This window comes from Pseudomonas sp. AL10 (assembly GCF_029960685.1).
In the GTDB taxonomy this organism is placed as follows: Bacteria; Pseudomonadota; Gammaproteobacteria; order Pseudomonadales; family Pseudomonadaceae; genus Aquipseudomonas; species Aquipseudomonas lactis.
Genome location: NZ_JASBQZ010000014.1, coordinates 18,204 through 35,672, shown reverse-complemented (window position 1 = coordinate 35,672; position 17,469 = coordinate 18,204). Strand labels below are relative to the sequence as shown.

Below are 17,469 nucleotides of genomic sequence, written 5' to 3'. Positions count from 1 at the left end.
GGATAAATATTGTAAGCACATCCAATATTGGAATAGCATCAAAAAAAACAACAAGGAATACCGCCATGTCTCAACGTCTGGATGTTTCATTTGCGTCCGCGAATGCGTGTTGCGCGGCGTGGCTGTATTTGCCCGACGCCATGTCGGCGCCGCCGGTGATCGTTATGGCGCACGGCCTGGGCGGCGTTCGGGAGATGCGCCTGGATGCCTTCGCGCAACGATTCTGCGAAGCGGGCTATGCCTGCCTGGTCTTCGACTACCGCAACTTCGGCGCAAGCGAAGGCGAGCATCGGCAATTGCTCGACATCCCGAGCCAGCAGCAGGACTGGCGATCAGCGGTCGCCTATGCCCGTAGCCACCCGGCGTTGAATCCGCAAAAAGTCATCCTGTGGGGGTCGTCTTTCAGCGGTGGGCATGTATTGCATACCGCAGCGGCTGACAACGCCATTGCAGCCGTCATCGCGCAGTGCCCGTTCACCGACGGCCTTGCTTCGCTGAGGCAGGTGGACATCCTGACCTCGTTAAAACTGACCGCCTTAGGCATTGCGGACATGGCAAGCGCGGCTTTTGGGCTGGCACCGGTGCGCGTGAAAATTGCTGGCCCCAAGGGCTCCGCTGCACTGATGACGGCACCCGATGCCGAGCCCGGATACCTCAAACTGGTTCCAACTGATTACCCCTTCAAGAATTACGTGTCCGCGCGCTTTGCCTTGAAGATTGGTTTCTACCGACCGGGCAAGAAAGCCTCGACCCTTCGCTGCCCCATCTTGTTCTGCGTGTGCGATGCCGACAGCGTCGCACCCGCCGCGCCGACGCTCCGTTATGCAACAAAAGCCAGGGATGCCGAGATTCATCGATATCAAGCTGGGCATTTCGGCATTTATGTGGGAGACGCCTTCGAGCAAGTGGTTGAGCAGCAAATCTCATTTCTGAAGCGGCGCGTCTGACGTCGCTTTCACTCGCCTGCCCCTGAACCTTCATCGCCGCATTCAAAGAAAGGTACGACCATGAACCCTAAACCCAGCGTATTCGTGACAGGTGCCGCCAAGGGCATTGGCGCACAAACCGCTTTGATGTTCGCCAAGCATGGCTACCGAGTAGGCGCGACGGATGCCAATGAACATGACCTGCAAGCATTGAAGGCACTACTTGGCCCCGGGCATTTCTATCGCCGGCTGGACGTCACTCAGGCCGACGATTTTGCCGCCGTACTCCACGATTTTGCGACTGAAAATAAGGGTGTCATTGATGTGTTGGTCAATAACGCTGGGATCGCCTTTATAGATGATTTCGAAAAAGTGCCACTCGCAAAACACCTCGCCGTCACCGAAGTCAACGTCAAAGGCGTGCAAATAGGCGCCTATCACGCGCTGCCCTACCTGAAGAAAAGCTCGCGTCCCTGCTTGATCAATATGTGCTCGCTCAGCTCGGAATACGGCGTGCCCAGCGAAGCCTCCTATTCAGCGAGCAAGTTTTGGGTAAAAGGCTTCACCGAAGCGCTCAATATTGAATGGGAACGGCACGGCATTTATGTCTGCGACATCATGCCCAATTTCGTCGCAACCCCGATGATGCAAGAGGCCCATGGAAAAATCGTCGACTCGATTGGCATTCGGCTCACCGCCGAGGATGTCAGCCAGACGCTATGGCGAGCGGTGCAGAACCGGCGACGTGTGCATTGGGAAGTCGACACCTGGCGCCCTCGCCTGCTGCGCGCGATGAATAAGCTGCTGCCTGCCACCGTGCGGCGGGCCGCAATGAAACACCTGAGCGGCTATTGATTCCGACCGATTGGTGCACACGCTCTACAAAATGCTCTTTCAGCGGCGGGCAAGATCAGCGCATCAACTATATTCAGACTGGGTTGTAAGCCGACTAACATCCAGAGTTATTGGTGATCCAGCATCTGCTCATGCTGCTCCAATAACTGGAGCGCGACGGCCGGCTGATTGGCCGTATCGTTATCAAGCCTTTCGCCAGCCCGGTCGGCCTATTTAGTCCAGAATTTGATGACCCGCCTCGTTGAGCACGGCAAGCCCCTGCGCGAATAGGTCGGCTTTGAGCAGCAGGAAGTCGCCATCAAACGTCGACACGACAAATACACCGAAACCGGCTTCGGTGAGAGGACGCACGACTGACAGCACAATACCGGTCTCATCAAACGCGAAGGGGCCGACAAACTGCATGCAATTCCAGTCGCGGTCAATTTTGACGCCCTCGGGCACGCGGCTCTGATGGCAGACGATGGACAGTTCATCGGCGGAGCGCGCGATGTTGACGAACCCGTCACCGTCGGCCCAGGCAGGGATCGGGTCTTTGCTGTCCAGCCGGGAAATCGAGTAAAGCTCGGGCAGGACTTTCAGACGAATGCTTTTGACCAGTTTCATAAAATCTCCAGATAGATAAGGTTTAGTGCTGATTCGGGCGACGCTGCAGCGTGGTCGCCGCCAAGGTTTTCAGGGACCCACCGGCAACCAGGTTTCAGCCAGGCGAACCCAATACGTCGCTCCAATCGGTAAAATAGTGTCGTTGAAATCAAAACTCGCATTGTGCAGAACACACGGCCCCGGACCGTGGCCGATACCGCGATGCGTACCCTCGCCGTTGCCGATGAACACATAACAACCGGGCGTATGTTCGAGCATGTGGGCGAAGTCTTCGGCGGCCATCGTCGGCTTGCCGTCGGTAATGACATGCCCTTCACCGACCAGTTTGCGTAATACCTCGATGCACACCTGTGTCTCACCAGGGTGATTGATCAGTGGCGGGTAATCCGACTTCAACACGCTTTCCACACGGCAGCCGAACGCCTGCCCGACACTGTCGGCGATCTCCCGCATGCGCCTCTCGATCAAGTGCATGGCCTCGCGGGAAAAAGCTCTGAACGTACCGCCCAGCCAGGCTTCATCGGGAACCACGGTGAGGCTTTCCTGGCTCCCCGCCTGCAAGTGCGTCACTGAAATAACCGCAGGATCCTGGGTATCCAGATTGCGCGTAATGATGCTCTGCAAAGCCTGCGCAATGTGCATTAACGGCTGCAGAGGGTCAATGCACTGATGTGGCAACGCAGCGTGACCGCCTTTGCCGATCACCTTCATACGAAACTCAGTGTCAGACGCCATCATCGCGCCCGCATGCACCGCAAACTGTCCGGCCGCCAGCCCGGGCCAGTTATGCATTCCGAATACCGCCTGCATGGGGAACCGTTCGAAAAGGCCGTCTTCGATCATGCGCCTGGCCCCGGCGTCACTTTCCTCGGCAGGCTGAAAAATGAAATACAGCGTGCCGTCCAGTTGGCGGGTGCGTGCAAGTTCGTATGCCGCCGCCAACAACATTGCGCAATGCCCATCATGGCCGCAGGCGTGCATTTTTCCGGGGTGGGCGGAAGCATGCTCGAATCGGTTGAGTTCCTGCACCGGCAGCGCGTCCATGTCCGCGCGCAAACCGATAGTCTTGGGGCTCGTGCCGCAGCGCAAAATACCCACCACGCCCGTACCCGCAAGCCCGCGGTGCACAGTCAGCCCCCACGACTCAAGCGCACGGGCGATGAGGTCGGCAGTCCTGTGCTCCTCGAAGGCCAACTCCGGGTGCCGATGAATATCACGCCTCAGGGCGTAAATCGCTTCAGGTACGTTGATCCAGTGTGTGTTGCTCATGGCGCCACTCCGGTCGCTGGATCAGCGATCACTTGAGGTCCAACGCCAGAAACTGGCGCAGCCGGTCGCTTTGCGGGTTATCGAACACCTGCTCGGGCTTGCCCTGTTCTTCAATCTTGCCGCCATGCAGAAACACCACCTGGGTGGAGGCGTGTCGGGCAAAGCCCATTTCGTGGGTGACGACAATCATCGTGCGGCCCTCCTGCGCCAGCTCCTGCATGATTTTAAGCACTTCGCCCACCAGTTCGGGGTCGAGGGCAGAGGTCGGCTCGTCGAACAACATGACCTCCGGCTCTACGGCCAGGGCACGCGCGATCGCAACACGTTGCTGTTGTCCGCCGGAAAGATGGGCCGGGTAACTGTCGTGGAAACGCGCACCCAGTCCGACTTTCTCCAGATACCCGATCGCGCGGGCTCGTGCCTCTTCCTTGCTGACGTTGAGTGCGTGCACGGGCGCCATGCTGACGTTTTCCAGCACCGTCATATGCGCCCAAAGGTTAAAGTGTTGAAACACCATTGCCAGCCGTGTGCGCAGCGCCTGCAGTGCACGGCGCTCCGGGCGCAAGGGCTTGCCTGCACCCAGGTCGATCGTCAGATTGTCCAGGCTGACACGGCCGCAGTCCGGCTGTTCGAGAAAATTGATACAGCGCAAAAAGGTACTTTTACCCGAGCCGCTGGAGCCGATGATGCTGATCACTTCGCCGCGCTTGGCGCTCAAGGAAACCCCGTGCAGGACTTTATGATTGCCATAGGATTTGTGGATGTTTTCAACGGTGAGGGCATTCATACCAGGCGGCCTTCTTTTATCGTAGGGACGGGGTGCTCAGGGGTGTTTTTCGCCACGCGAGGCTTCAGATGCCTTAGCCAACGTTTTTCGGCGCGATTGAAGCCGGCGATGATGCAGAAGGAAATCATCAGATAGAGCAAGGACGCCAGACCGTAGGTGCTGAACGTCGCATAGGTTTCAGCGTTGACGTCGCGAGCCACTTTGAGGATGTCCGGCACGGTGGCGGTGAACGCAAGCGTGGTGCCGTGGAGCATGAAGATTACTTCGTTACTGTAGGCGGGCAGCGCTCGACGCAGTGCGCTGGGCAGTATCACCTTGAGATTGAGTACCGTCGCACTCAAGCCAAACGCCCTGCCCGCCTCCACTTCTCCGCGATTGCTGGCACGAATCGAACCGACCAGGATCTCGGTCATATAGGCGCACTCGTTGAGTACGAAAGCAAACAGCGTGCAGCAATAAGCATCGCGGAAAAAGCTATTGAGCAACGCCGTGTTTTGGATGAACGAGAGGCTGTACAAGCCGCTGTAGATAATCAGTAACTGCACGTAGAGCGGCGTCGTGCGGAAGGTGTAGGTGTACAGCAAGATTACGGCGCTCAGTGAGCGCGAAGAAGATACGCGCCCCAGTGCCAGTGGAATCGACAGCACAAAGCCGCCCAGCGTCGCGACGATCAACAGCAACAGCGTGACGACTACCCCGCTCCACTGCTGCCCATCGGTCCAAAGAAAGCTCTGCCAATAGGTCTGCAAGAGATCGATCATAGCTCTGCCTCGCGTACCCAGGCGGCCGAACGGTGCTTGAGCCAATACAACAGCAGGCTGGAAAACCCCGACAGACAAAAATAAACCGCGCCGGCCAGCACCATGAACATCAGGGTGTTGTGTGTGCTGCGACCGGCCTCCTGCGCCGCCATGACCAGATCGCTGAGCCCGATGATCGACACCAGCGCAGTGGCCTTGACGAGTACCTGCCAGTTGTTACTGATGCCAGGCAAGGCAAATCGGATCAACTGCGGCAGCACGACCTTCTGGAACGTTTTGCGGGCTGAGAGACCATAGGCTCTGGCGGCTTCCGCTTGCCCCGGATCGATAGCCAGAAACGCGCCGCGAAACGTTTCGGCGAAGTAGGCCCCGTAGATAAAACCCAACGTCATGACGCCCGCCACGAAGGGGTCAATTTCAAATCGACCAAGCGAGAGCTTATCGGTGAGCTGATTCACGCCGATCTGGATGGTGTAGAAGATCAGCAGCATCAATGCCAGGTCCGGAATGCCTCGGATCAATGTGGTGTAGCACTGCGCAGGCAGCGTCAGCCAGAGCGTTCCCGACAGCTTGGCCAACGCGGTGATCAGCCCCAGAAACAAGGCCAGCAACAGCGCCACCAACGCCAGTTCGACCGTGCTCAAGGCACCTTTGGCAATCAAGGGTAAATATTCAAGCCATTGCATGGCGCATCACTCGCAATAGGTGGACGTACAGAAGCCGCGCGGTACCGGTCATGACTGCGACACGCGGTCATGACCGGGACAAAACTCGCCGTCAGCCGCCGTAGATGTCGAAGTCGAAGTACTTGGCGGCGATCTTCTGATACGTGCCGTCAGCCAGCATTGCGGCGATGGCATCGTCGATGCGCTGCTTGAGTGCCTGATCTTCTTTGCGAACGCCTATCGCAGTGCCGCTGCCCAACACTTTGTCGTCGACAATGATCGGGCCGGCAAACGCGTAGCCTTTACCCTGGTCGGTGCGCAAAAAGGCATAGGTTGCCTGCACTTCATCCTGCAAGGAGGCATCGATACGCCCATTCAGCAGGTCGGCGTACACCTGGTCCTGGCTCGCATAGGCCTGCAATTTGATGCCTGGCACTTTCCAGTAGGTACGGGCATAAGACTCTTGAATGGTGCCTTGCTGATAACCCACGGTCTTGCCCTTGAGCCCCGCCGCTGTCGGCGTGATACCAGAGCCATCGCGCGCCACCAATCGTGTCGACGGGTTAGAGAGTTTGCTGCTGAAGTCGATCTGCTTCAGGCGTTGCTCGGTAATGGACAAGCTCGACAGTACCCCGTCGAACTTGCGTGCGAGCAAGCCCGGGATCAGTCCGTCAAAGCTGCTTTGAACATACTCACACTTGACCGCCATGCGCTTGCAGATTTCGTCGCCCAGGTCGATATCAAATCCGATCATTTTGCCCTGCGGGTCGCGGTACTCCAGTGGTGGATACGTCGGGTCGACGCCCATGCGCAGTACATCCGCAGCCTTTGCCCAAGTGGAACTCAGAAGCAATACTACGCAAGCTACAACGAGATTCTTGTTCATGATTATTCTCTATGTGGTAGTTGGCAGATTTCAGGGATTAGCGATGTCATTGTTATTGTCCAACGCCGGTGGTGCACAGGCCGGCGCTGGGTGGAGCACTTAGAACAGGCTGAGCAGGTCCGGGCAGGCGTTGACCAGCTCACGACTGCGGATCAACTCGGCCACGCTGGCCATGTCCGGCGCGATCGGTCGGTCTACATTCATCGCCGGCACGCTGGCGCGAATGCACTCGACGGCTGGCGCCAGGCGTGCGCTGTACAACTTGCCGCCGCGCAGGTCCAGACCCTGGGCCGCACACAGCGCCTCGATAGAGAGAATCCCGCGTAACGTGCACGTCATTTCCAGCAAACGGCGCGCGCCATGGGTGGCCATCGAGACATGGTCCTCCTGGTTACCCGCCGTAGGGATGGTGTCGATGGAGGCCGGGGTGGCGCGCTGTTTGTTTTCCGATGCCATGGCCGCGGCCGAGATGTGCGCCGTCATGTAGCCCGAGTGCAAGCCGGCATCGACCGTCAACATTGGCGGCAGCCCGGAGAAGCCTGGGTCCAGCAGCAGGTTGCAACGACGTTCGGACAGGTTGCCGATCTCGGTAATAGCGATCGCCAACATGTCAGCCGCAAAGGCGACCGGCTCAGCATGGAAATTACCGCCGGAGATAACTTCACCGGTTTCCACGAAAATCAGCGGGTTGTCAGAGGCAGCGTTGCTCTCGATCTCCAACGTGACACTGGCGTTGCGAATCAGGTCCAGGCACGCCCCCAGCACTTGGGGTTGGCAGCGAATGCTGTAGGGGTCCTGAACCTTGCCGGACGCTTGGGAAATGGCACGCATCGGGCTGTCATCCAACAGCCGCTTGAACGCAGCGCCTACGGCGATCTGGCCCGGATGACCACGCAGTGCCTGGATACGCGGGTCGAACGGACTGGCAATACCCGCCAGCGCCTCGGTGGTCATGCTACCGATTGCAATGGCCGCCATGAAGGCGTTTTCCAGGGCAAACAGGCCGGTCAGCGCGAGGGCCGTCGATACCTGAGTGCCGTTCATCAAGGCCAGGCCTTCCTTCGGGGCCAGCACGATCGGCGTGAGGCCAGCGCGTGCCAGGGCTTCAGAACCGTCGAGCAACTCGCCCTCGTGCCAGGCCTGACCCATGCCGATCATCACGGCGGTCATGTGCGCCAACGGCGCCAGATCGCCACTGGCCCCCACCGAACCCTGGGCGGGGATAAACGGGATGACACCGCGCTCGCGCATTTCTTCCAGCAGTGCCACGGTGCCGTATTGCGCCCCCGAGGCACCTCGTCCAAGGCTGGCAACTTTCAAGGCCATGACCAGACGTACCACATCGGCATCCAGCGCTGGGCCGTAGCCCGTCATATGCGACATCACCAGGTTTTTTTGCAGCTGGCAAAGGTCGGCATCGCTGATCCGCACATTGGCCAGTTTGCCGAACCCAGTGTTCAGGCCATACACCGCGCGCCCGCTATCGACCAACGTGTCGACCATCTTCGCCGCCGCCTCGATACCGGCACGGGCGCTGTCACAAAGCCGCGCCGGCGCACCGTTGTAAATGGCACGCCAGGTGGCGATACGGGTTTCGCCTGGGACAATTTTCTGTACTGTGCTCATGGTTTTTCTCGCTGTTCGTAAATGAGTGGAAACAGACCAGACGGGTCAGGCGCCGCGTCTGGATCGGTCGAATTGGTTGATCGAATGGCGCATACCCGCCATTTGCGGATCGGTCAGGCAATCGTTATAGGCGCCCTCCAGATACGGCCGCAGCGTTTCGCTGGCGCTTTGGCCGCCCTGAATCCGCCCTTGCAAAGTGGGCATGCAGTCCATCAGCTCAAGCATTAACGCCTCTTCATCGATACGCGTGATCCTGCCGTGATCCACCAGCTTGCGACCGCCGACGTACACATCGCGCACAGCGTTGCCCTGTTCGCAAAAGACCAGTTGCGTCAAGGCATCATTGAGCGGCGTAAAGGCGCTGGTCTTGAGGTCGAGCAAACAGAAATCGGCTTGCTTACCCACCTCGATCGACCCCGTCTGCGTACCGCGCCCGATGGCGTTGGCGCCACCGAGCGTGGCCATGTTGAACGCCTGCAGTGCATCAACCGGGCAGGCCGCGTCCTGATCGAGCAGTGCGTTGGAAAGCGCTGCCAGGCGCATGGCGTCAAACATCGAGTTCAGGTCATTGCCGTTATTGTTGTCGGTGCCCAGACCGACATTCACCTGACGGCGTAACATTTCGGCGATCGGCGCCACACCGCTGCCCAACTTCAGGTTACAGGCGGGATTGTGCACCACGCTGGCGCCGCGCTCGGCGATCAGGTCGAGTTCAGCCGCTGACAACCAAACGCCATGCGCGAGCACGCTACGAGGTGTCAACAGCCCCAGGTCGTCCATGTACACGGTCATTGGCTTGCCATAGAACTTCGCCGCCGTGAGCGCCTGAATGCGGGTTTCCAGGAGATGGATCAGCACCGGGCGGTCGTATTGCTCGGCCAGTGCCCAGGTTTTCTGCAGAAAATCGGCACTGCAGCGTTGCGGGCCGGACGGTGAGAATACAAAGCGCACCCGGCCGCTCCAGCTGCGCGCCAGTTCCTGCCAATGCTCCAGCATCCGATCCGCAGCCTGGGCCGAGACACTGCCTTTAAGTGGGTCGGGCAACCGCTCGGCCAGGTAGGGAATGCCCTCCTGAAATGGTTTGTCGGACCACGCCACACTGACGTCGGCGCGAATGCCGAGGTCTGAATAGGCTTGAAATGCCGCATGCACCACTTCCGGTTCCAGCAGGCCACCGAAGTGAATGTCATCGACCACCGTGGTGATGCCATTGCGCAGCATCTCGATACCGTTGAGCAAGGTGCGCAGGTACACCTCGCGCGCGGTCCAGCCACGTCGATAGGAAGGTGGGTTGTACAGGCCCATCCAGATCTCCAGGGGGATCCCGGAGAAACGCCCTTTATCGAAACGATCATGAGAATGATGGTGAGCGTTGATCAGTCCTGGTATCAGCAATTTGCCCCGACCATCGGTACGCTCTTCGAGATTGACCGTCGACAGATCGATTCGCGGTGCCAGGCCGACAAAGCGATCACCGTCGATCAACACATCCATCACCTGGGCGGTCGAACCGCCCATGCCGACTACGCGAACCTGCTCGATCAAATGAAGAAGGGCCATGACGATGTCCTTTACGCGCGGTGCTGAGTGGCGTGAGGGGACCACCAGAGCGGTATTTGAATCGCGTTGTCGGTCAACGGACCCTCGCCTCTGGACACGGTCTTGGCCATGGGGTAACCGGCTTGCGCATGGCGTACCACACCAATCCCTGCGTCAGTGGTCAGGCAGGCATCCAGGCGCAGATCGGCCTCCTCCGAACCGTCGGCGATCATCGTGACACCGGTGTGCGCCGAGATGCCCATGGTGCCGTTGGACTGAATCGCCACCAGGTCCGCCATCGCCGACACATTCAGCAGCGCATTCAGGTAAGGCCAGTCGGAAATCGCGTCCGAGCCGTCCAGCATGTTTTCGGTTTCAAAGGCTGGGTTGGCGATTGAGCCGGTATCCAGGTTGTCGCGGGAAAAAGCCACCGGCCCTGCCAGCTCGCCCGAACGTACCAATGCGTTGACCGCAAGGCCGAATGCGCGGCGCTGGCCAAAACCGAGGAAACAGATGCGCGCAGGCAACCCCTCTATCGGCAACCGATACCGCGCGGTGCTGATCCAGCGCGTGACCAGGCTGTCATCCTTGAACATCTCCAGGGCCAGGTCATCCAGACGCTGCTGGTCGGCGATTTCGCCGGACACGCAGGTCCAGCGGAACGGCCCACGCCCCAGGAAAAACAGCGGCCGCACGTACTCGGCGATACAGCCTGGATAGGCGAAGGCTTCTTCCTTGGACATCCCCGCATCCACCGCCTCCTTGCGCACGAAGGTGCCGTATTCGAACACGATCGAGCCGTTTGTTTGCAAGCGTGTCATCGCGCGCACGATACGGATCATCGACTGGCGCGACGTCGCCATGTAGGCCTCGCGGTCGGTCTCCAGCAATGCTGCGGCTTGCTCCAGCGTTAGCCCGGAAGGAATCAGCGCGAACGGGTCATGGCACGGGCACATTTCGGTGACAATGTCGGGCTTCCAGCCACAGTCGAGCGCCTGCTCCAGCGCGTCGACCATATTGCCCAGCACCACGATGGAGAGTGCCCGCCCTTCCCGCTTGGCGCTCTCGGCCATGTCGATGGCGTCCTGCAAGGACGCCGCCTGAACGTCGGCATAACCGCTGGCCAGACGCTCCACAATGCTTTGCTGGCGGACTTCCACGGTCACACTCACGCCGCCGTGCATGGTCATGGCCAAGGGCTGCGAACGCCCCATGCCACCCAGCCCAGCGGTGAAGAAAATACGCCCCTTCAATGCCCCGTCAAAATGTCGATCGGCTACCAGCGCCAGTGTTTCAAAGGTGCCTTCAATCACGCCCTGGCTGCCAATGTACTGCCACGGCCCGGCGGTGTAAGAGGCAAACGCCGTCAGGTTTTGTGCGCTCAGGTCGTAAAACTTCGGCCAGTCGGCCTTGATGACGTTGCTGTTGGCCATGACCACTCGCGGCGCCAGTCGATGGGTCTTGAATACGGCCACCGGCATGCCCGACTGAATGGCCAGGGTTTCATCGTTCTCCAGGTTTTTCAGCGACTCGACGATCGCGTCATAGCTTTCCCAGTTGCGTGCAGCCTTGCCGATACCGCCGTAGACAGTCAGACGCGAGGCGTCCTCAGCATTTTCAAGGTTGTTTTCGAGCATGCGCAGAATGGTTTCCTGCTTCCATCCTTTGCACCGCAGGGTACTGCCACGCGCAGCCATGATTTGTTTGGCTTTTTGCTGAGTCATGTAAGGCCACTCTCGCTGAGGTAAATGCGAAAGCCTGTTGGAGAGGCTTCCTTTGGTATGGCTCGAATTATTCAAATCCGCTGAGCGCAGAACCATGCAAAAAACAGCAAGTGAAGTTGTCATTCGCAGCATGGATGGCTCCGCACACCCTGCTGATACTCACTGCCTACGGATTGACCCGATGACGAGGCTGACAAATGAGTGATTTCGATCTGGTGGTGCGGGGACGTATCGTCGACAGTGAACAGACCTGCGAAAATGGCTGGCTTGCCATAAGTGATGGACGTATTGCTGCGCGCGGCACCGGTGAGCCGCCTGCCGCCAAAACCACGCGTGATGAACGCGGACACTGGATCTTACCCGGCGTCATCGACGGCCAGGTCCATTCGGGAAGCCAGGCCAATCAGGAAGGACTGGGTTGGGCCAGCCGTGCCGCTGCCGCAGGAGGCATCACCGTGATGGTGGACATGCCTTACGACGACCCGGAACCGGTAGCCTGCGCCGAGCAACTGCTGCGTAAAGCCCAGGAAGTCGAGGAAACCTGCCACGTTGATGTTGGCCTGTTTGCCACTGTCAATGAAACCCACGGCCTCGCGGCCATTCCGGGGCTGATCGAAGCCGGTGCCTGTGCGTTCAAGTTCTCGACCTTTGAAGCGGCGCCGGGCCGTTTTCCACGCATCGAGGAGGACCTGCTGGCGGAATTGTTCACCCTGATCAAGCCGTCGGGCCTGGTTTGTGGCGTCCACAACCAGATGCAGGAAATGACGCGTAAAAATATCAGCCGCCTTGTCGAAGCCGGCGATACCGGCTGGGATGCGTTCCTGCGCGCCCATCCACCGCTGGTGGAGGACCTGGCGACCGCGTTGATTTATGAAATCGGTGCGCAGACCGGCGCACGCGCCCATCCGGTTCACGTCTCAACCAGCCGTGGGTTTGAGTTGTGCGAAATGTATCGCCAAGCCGGACACCACGCGAGCATCGAGACGTGCATTCAGTACCTGATGCTCAACCATGAAGAACACACGCGACGCTTCGGCGCCAAAACCAAGCATTACCCACCGATCAGGCCCAAAGCCGAATCCGACAAGCTCTGGGCGCACATCGCCCAGGAGCGCTGCACTTTTGTGTCCTCCGATCACGTCAGTTGGGGGCTGGAGCGTAAAGGCAATCCCAACGTGTTTCGCAACGCGTCGGGTGGACCGGGACTGGAGACACTACTGCCAGCATTCTGGACCGGCGCCATGGCGCGCGGCCTGTCGCCATCGCTGGTGGTTCGACAGCTGAGTCGCAATCCGGCCAGGCATTTTTTGCTCGATAACCGTAAAGGCGACTTCGTACTCGGCCTGGACGCTGACTTCGTCGTGCTGGCCGACGAGCAGTATCGTTACGACCCCTCTACCAGCCTGAGCGCGGTGAAGTGGAGTTCATTTGAAGGCATGCCCTTTACAGGCCGGGTCAAGACGACTTACTGCCGTGGCCAGTGCGTGTTCGACCAGGGGCAGATTCTCAACAACGCCGGCTATGGCCAATTCCTGCGCCCGCGCGCACTGACGACAGGTACGTATTGACATGACCGAACCTCAATTGGAACTGAACATCGAACGTCTTTGGAACCGGGTCAATACACTGTCGAGCTTTACGCTGCCGGACGTGCAGTGGACCCGACGCGCTTTCTCCCCAGAGTTTGAGCAGGCCAGGCAGTGGCTTAAGGCGCAATTCGAGTCCGCGGGCCTGAGCGTGACGTTGGACGCCGGTGGCAATCTGATCGGCCAGCTTGACGGCAGTGAGGCTGATTTGAAGCCGCTGATCAGCGGCTCGCACTGTGACACGGTGGTCGGGGGCGGTCGGTTTGACGGCATTATCGGAGTATTGGCGGCGCTGGAAGTCGCCCACGCGTTGAAAGACGCCGGCCAACGCTTGCGCCACCCGTTCCAGGTGATCGATTTTCTCTCCGAGGAGCCGAGTGACTATGGCATTTCCTGCGTCGGCAGTCGCGCATTTGCTGGGCTTCTGACTGCCGAGATGCTCGCATCAAAAAACCGCGCGGGTGAAAGCCTGGCACAGGCGATGACCCGCATCGGAGGCGCCCCAGAACGCCTCGGCCAGGCACTGCGGGAACCCGGTAGCACTGCCGCGTTCGTTGAGCTGCACATTGAGCAGGGCCCGGTTCTGGAAAGTCGGGGGTTGCCCATTGGGTCGGTCACCAACATCGTGGGTATTCGCCGAGTCGGAATCACCGTGCATGGCTTGCCGGATCATGCGGGCACGACGCCCATGGATCTGCGGCGTGACGCCCTGGTCGGCGCGGCGGAGCTGATTCGCGAAGCGCGCAACATGGCCGCCGACATGAGCGGCAACCCACACTACGTGGTGGCGACCGTTGGCCGGTTGGATGTGAGCCCTAATGTGCCCAATGCCGTGCCCGGCAAAGTCGAAATGGTGCTGGAGGTGCGCAGCGACTCCAAACAAGTACTGCTCGAATTTCCCGAACACCTGCTGGAACGCTGTGCCGCCGTGCTGGCGGACCTTCGGCTGACTGTCGAATCGGTACCGTTGACCTATGCCGATCCTACGGACTGCTCGACGATTGTCATCGAGGCCGTCAGCGAAGTGGCTGAACAGTTAGGCTTGCCACACATGACCATGCCCAGCGGCGCCGGGCATGACGCAGTCTACGTTGGGGCCACCGGCCCCATGGGCATGGTGTTCGTGCCCTGCCTCAACGGGCGCAGCCACTGCCCCGAAGAATGGCTGGAGCCGAAGCAGTTGCTGGACGGCACTCGCGTTCTGGCGCAAACCCTGATTTATTTGGATGGCCAACTTCGCTGATCGAATGACTTGGTGTAAAACACATCAAAAGCTGAGCGCGCGACCCGGACCGGCCCGCGTGCTCTACTCCCCGCACCTGGAGCCTCCACTTTGAACACTGCCTCGGTCCCACCGTTACACGACATCGACTTGAAACACTGGCGGCTGTTCAAGGCCGTTGTCGAGTGCGGGGGGCTGTCGGCAGCTGAAGAAGCGACAGGAATGGGCATCTCGGCGATCAGCCGGCAATTGTCTGACCTGGAGAGTCGCTTCGGCAGTCAACTGTGCCATCGAGGTCGCAGCGGTTTCCAACTGACCGAAGAAGGACAAGTCGCCTACACCGCGGTGCTGCGCTTACTCGACTCGATCGATGAATTTCGCGACACACTGGCCAGTTCGAAAGCCGAGGTTAAAGGCGACCTGAGCCTGTGGCTGATCGATCACTGTACGTTCACGCCTAGCAACCCGATCGCCACCGCACTGAAGCACTTTCGTCGCAGTTATCCGTTGGTCAATCTCAGTATCGGGGTCGCTCCGCCGGATGCGGTGGAGCGCGCTGTCGCTGAAAAAAAAGCCGGCGTGGGTGTGACGATCTGCAAATCAGACCTGCCCGCCCTCAGCTATCAGGTGATCGGCTCCGAAGCGTCCGCCTTGTACTGCGGACGGGACCACGAAGCGTTCGGCAAAAGCGAGGCCGAGGCGCGCCGGATTGTTGAACAGACCGCGCACTACGTGCGTCGTGGCTACTTGGTGCAGGACACCGCACCGGCGAGCTTTCTGCAAAACGCAAGAACCCTCGCCCATCATGTAGAAGGAACGGTCCAGTTGCTGCTCAGCGGCGGTTTTGTCGGCATCGTGCCCGACCATATCGCCCAACCCTGGGTCGACAGCGGCGCCTTGTTCCGTCTGCCGTTGCAAGAGTTCATCGTGGAGCGACCGGTGTTCGCCGTCGTGCGGGAGCCGCAAGGGGGGAGCAGAACAGCCGGGCTGATGCTTGAAGCCATCGTTCGTTCTTTTCGGGAGGCCGCGGCCTGATCGTCATCTGCGCGACGAGCAGCGCAGAAACGCCAGGCAGCTGCGTTCCTTGCCGTGGCGTCAATCATGCGTCCAACCAAACTTGCTCGGCAAACATGAAGCCCATGAAGCCGCCGAGTGGATTGCTTCCATAGCCTTTGACGCGCTGATCGATGCCGTCGATGTTACTGATGAATACGGGAATACCGATTCCGCAATGATCATGCACCAGAGTCTGCATGTCCGCGTACATTTTGCCGCGTTTTGCGTCGTCGGTTTCACCACGGGAAAGCAGCAGCAGTTGGTCAAATTGATCGTTCTTCCAGGCGGATTCGTTCCAAGGCGCGCTCGACTGGAAGAACTGCGAAAACATCACGTCAGCACTGGGTCGTGGATTGATGTTGCCGAAACTTAACGGGTGCTTCATCCAGTGATTGGACCAATAGCCATCGCTCGGCAAGCGGCTGACGTCGAGCTTGAGCCCGGCGTGTTTCGCCGACTGTTGCAACAGCACCGCCATGTCCACCGAGCCGGTGGCGGCAGGCGATGCGATCAGCGGCATAGTGATGCTCTCCATGCCGGCCTTTTTCAGCAGGAACCTGGCTTTTTCCGGATCGTAGGCGGTCTGCGGCAAGTCAGCATTGTAGTAGCGCGCACCCGGGGAAATCGGGTGATCGTTACCGACCACAGCGAAGCCACGAAACACTGCAGACTTGATCTGCTCACGATCAAGCAAATATTTCATCGCCTGAGTAAACTCCGCGCTTTTACCCGGCATTTGATCCTGACGGATGATCAGGTCGGTGTAGTTGCCCGACGGCGCCGAAATCACCTGGTGCTTACCGCTGGCCTTAATGCGCACGGTTGAACGCGGATCGACTTCGTTGGTGATCTGCACATCGCCGGATAACAAGGCATTGATCCTTGAAGGTTCGTCGGCGATCCCGATGAATTCAATTTCATCGAGGTAAGGCAAACCCGGTTTCCAATAGCCGGGATTGCGCACGGCAACGGAACGCATACCAGGCTTGAACTCCTTGACCTTGAACGGGCCGGTACCTATCCCCAGGTTAAAGTCGGTAGTGCCTTCGGGAACGATCAGGAAATGCGAAACCGCCAGGATCGAAGGCAGCTCGGCATTGGGCCCGCTGAGACGGATCTGCACTTCGGTAGGGCTTGTCGCCTTGACCTCGCTGAACTGCTCCGCCAGAGGCAGGACCTTGGAGCCCGTGACGGGGTTCTTGTGGCGTAATAACGAAAACACCACGTCAGCGGCGGTCAGAGGCTTGCCGTTGTGAAACGTCACTTCTTTGCGCAAGGTGATCAACCAGAGCGTGGCATCGGTCGTATCGAAACGCTCGGCCAGCTCCAATTGCGGCACCATGTGGCTGTCGAAACGGGTCAGCCCGTTATAAAACATGAACTGCCGCGTATAGTCGGTAGACCCGGACCCTTTGGCTGGGTCCAGCGTATCGGCGGTGGAACTGTTCATGCCGGCGACCCGGATCCGCCCACCCGGCTTGCCTTTTGCGGGTCCCGCCGCTTCATCGGCGAGGAGCTTGCCGGCGGCACCGAATAAACTGCCGGTCCCTGCGACGGCGACACTGGCTACGCCCAACATTTGCAAGGCGCTTCGACGAGAAATACCACGACTGAGGCTTTCAAAGATGCGCAAGCTTTCCTGGCCGCTGGTTAGTGTGGAGTCTACTTTGATGTCAGTCATATCAGTTGTACCTGCCGAATAGAAGAAGGATGAAGTGCTCCGGTTTACCGGAACGTCTTGCAAACACCAACGACGGTGACGCCAACATCAAAGCAACGGCGTGGAACCGATTACAGCATCACGAGCCCCTCCTGAACCGATTGAAATTGCGGCGATCCTGGCACAAACCACCGTTTTCAGAATGGCCCTCAGCAGATTTTGCGGATCGCACCACGCATGGACGCACTTGCGTTTTTGGTGCACGTTTTCCGAGTGAGTCTCTGACGTGACTGAGTCGGCG

Annotated in this window: 15 protein-coding genes; 5 read left to right on the top strand and 10 right to left on the bottom strand. The window is 59.2% G+C overall.

Features of this window, described 5'->3' with window-relative positions; translation table 11 throughout:
• Positions 1 to 65: 65 nt before the first annotated feature.
• Positions 66 to 947: an alpha/beta hydrolase gene (locus QK296_RS15305; protein ID WP_069787698.1), complete on the top strand. Its 882-nt coding sequence runs from the start codon at positions 66 to 68 to the stop codon at positions 945 to 947.
• Between the two features lie 60 nt (positions 948 to 1,007).
• Entirely contained in the window at positions 1,008 to 1,781 is a 774-nt protein-coding gene (locus QK296_RS15300; RefSeq protein WP_069787699.1) for an SDR family oxidoreductase, read from the top strand.
• 213 nt (positions 1,782 to 1,994) lie between these two features.
• On the opposite strand, the gene QK296_RS15295 is transcribed toward QK296_RS15300, so the two are convergent.
• The 9 genes from QK296_RS15295 to QK296_RS15255 form a co-directional block, all read right to left on the bottom strand.
• Entirely contained in the window at positions 1,995 to 2,387 is a 393-nt protein-coding gene (locus QK296_RS15295) for an ACT domain-containing protein (protein ID WP_069787700.1), read from the bottom strand.
• Positions 2,388 to 2,456: 69 nt separating this feature from the next.
• Entirely contained in the window at positions 2,457 to 3,656 is a 1,200-nt protein-coding gene (locus QK296_RS15290) for a M20 aminoacylase family protein (RefSeq protein WP_150689101.1), read from the bottom strand.
• Between the two features lie 28 nt (positions 3,657 to 3,684).
• Positions 3,685 to 4,443, bottom strand: a complete 759-nt coding sequence (locus QK296_RS15285) for an ATP-binding cassette domain-containing protein (protein ID WP_069787702.1) — start codon at positions 4,441 to 4,443, stop codon at positions 3,685 to 3,687.
• Entirely contained in the window at positions 4,440 to 5,204 is a 765-nt protein-coding gene (gene hisM, locus QK296_RS15280) for a histidine ABC transporter permease HisM (RefSeq protein ID WP_282391064.1), read from the bottom strand. The genes QK296_RS15285 and hisM overlap by 4 nt, the downstream gene beginning before the upstream one ends.
• Positions 5,201 to 5,890 (bottom strand): ABC transporter permease subunit, encoded by a 690-nt coding sequence (locus QK296_RS15275; protein ID WP_069787704.1) that lies wholly within the window; start codon positions 5,888 to 5,890, stop codon positions 5,201 to 5,203. Before QK296_RS15275 ends, hisM begins: the two co-directional genes overlap by 4 nt.
• Before the next feature lie 91 nt (positions 5,891 to 5,981).
• Complete coding sequence (locus QK296_RS15270) at positions 5,982 to 6,755, bottom strand: ABC transporter substrate-binding protein (protein WP_069787705.1); 774 nt, start codon at positions 6,753 to 6,755, stop codon at positions 5,982 to 5,984.
• 99 nt (positions 6,756 to 6,854) lie between these two features.
• Positions 6,855 to 8,381 carry a histidine ammonia-lyase gene (hutH, locus tag QK296_RS15265; RefSeq protein WP_069787706.1) on the bottom strand — a complete coding sequence of 509 codons (1,527 nt, stop codon included), beginning with the start codon at positions 8,379 to 8,381 and terminating at the stop codon, positions 6,855 to 6,857.
• 45 nt (positions 8,382 to 8,426) lie between these two features.
• Positions 8,427 to 9,941 (bottom strand): amidohydrolase family protein, encoded by a 1,515-nt coding sequence (locus QK296_RS15260; protein WP_069787707.1) that lies wholly within the window; start codon positions 9,939 to 9,941, stop codon positions 8,427 to 8,429.
• 11 nt (positions 9,942 to 9,952) lie between these two features.
• Entirely contained in the window at positions 9,953 to 11,644 is a 1,692-nt protein-coding gene (locus QK296_RS15255; protein ID WP_069787708.1) for a urocanate hydratase, read from the bottom strand.
• 197 nt (positions 11,645 to 11,841) lie between these two features.
• On the opposite strand from QK296_RS15255, the gene QK296_RS15250 reads away from it, so the two are divergent.
• From QK296_RS15250 to QK296_RS15240, 3 genes are all read left to right on the top strand, one after another.
• Entirely contained in the window at positions 11,842 to 13,212 is a 1,371-nt protein-coding gene (locus tag QK296_RS15250; RefSeq protein ID WP_069787709.1) for an amidohydrolase family protein, read from the top strand.
• Between the two features lies 1 nt (position 13,213).
• Positions 13,214 to 14,473, top strand: coding sequence for a Zn-dependent hydrolase (locus QK296_RS15245; RefSeq protein WP_069787710.1), 1,260 nt, complete (start codon positions 13,214 to 13,216; stop codon positions 14,471 to 14,473).
• Between the two features lie 90 nt (positions 14,474 to 14,563).
• Positions 14,564 to 15,487: a LysR family transcriptional regulator gene (locus QK296_RS15240; RefSeq protein ID WP_074854419.1), complete on the top strand. Its 924-nt coding sequence runs from the start codon at positions 14,564 to 14,566 to the stop codon at positions 15,485 to 15,487.
• Between the two features lie 64 nt (positions 15,488 to 15,551).
• Here QK296_RS15240 and QK296_RS15235 read toward each other — a convergent pair whose 3' ends face one another.
• Positions 15,552 to 17,189: an ABC transporter substrate-binding protein gene (locus tag QK296_RS15235; RefSeq protein ID WP_069787712.1), complete on the bottom strand. Its 1,638-nt coding sequence runs from the start codon at positions 17,187 to 17,189 to the stop codon at positions 15,552 to 15,554.
• Between the last annotated feature and the right edge of the window lie 280 nt (positions 17,190 to 17,469).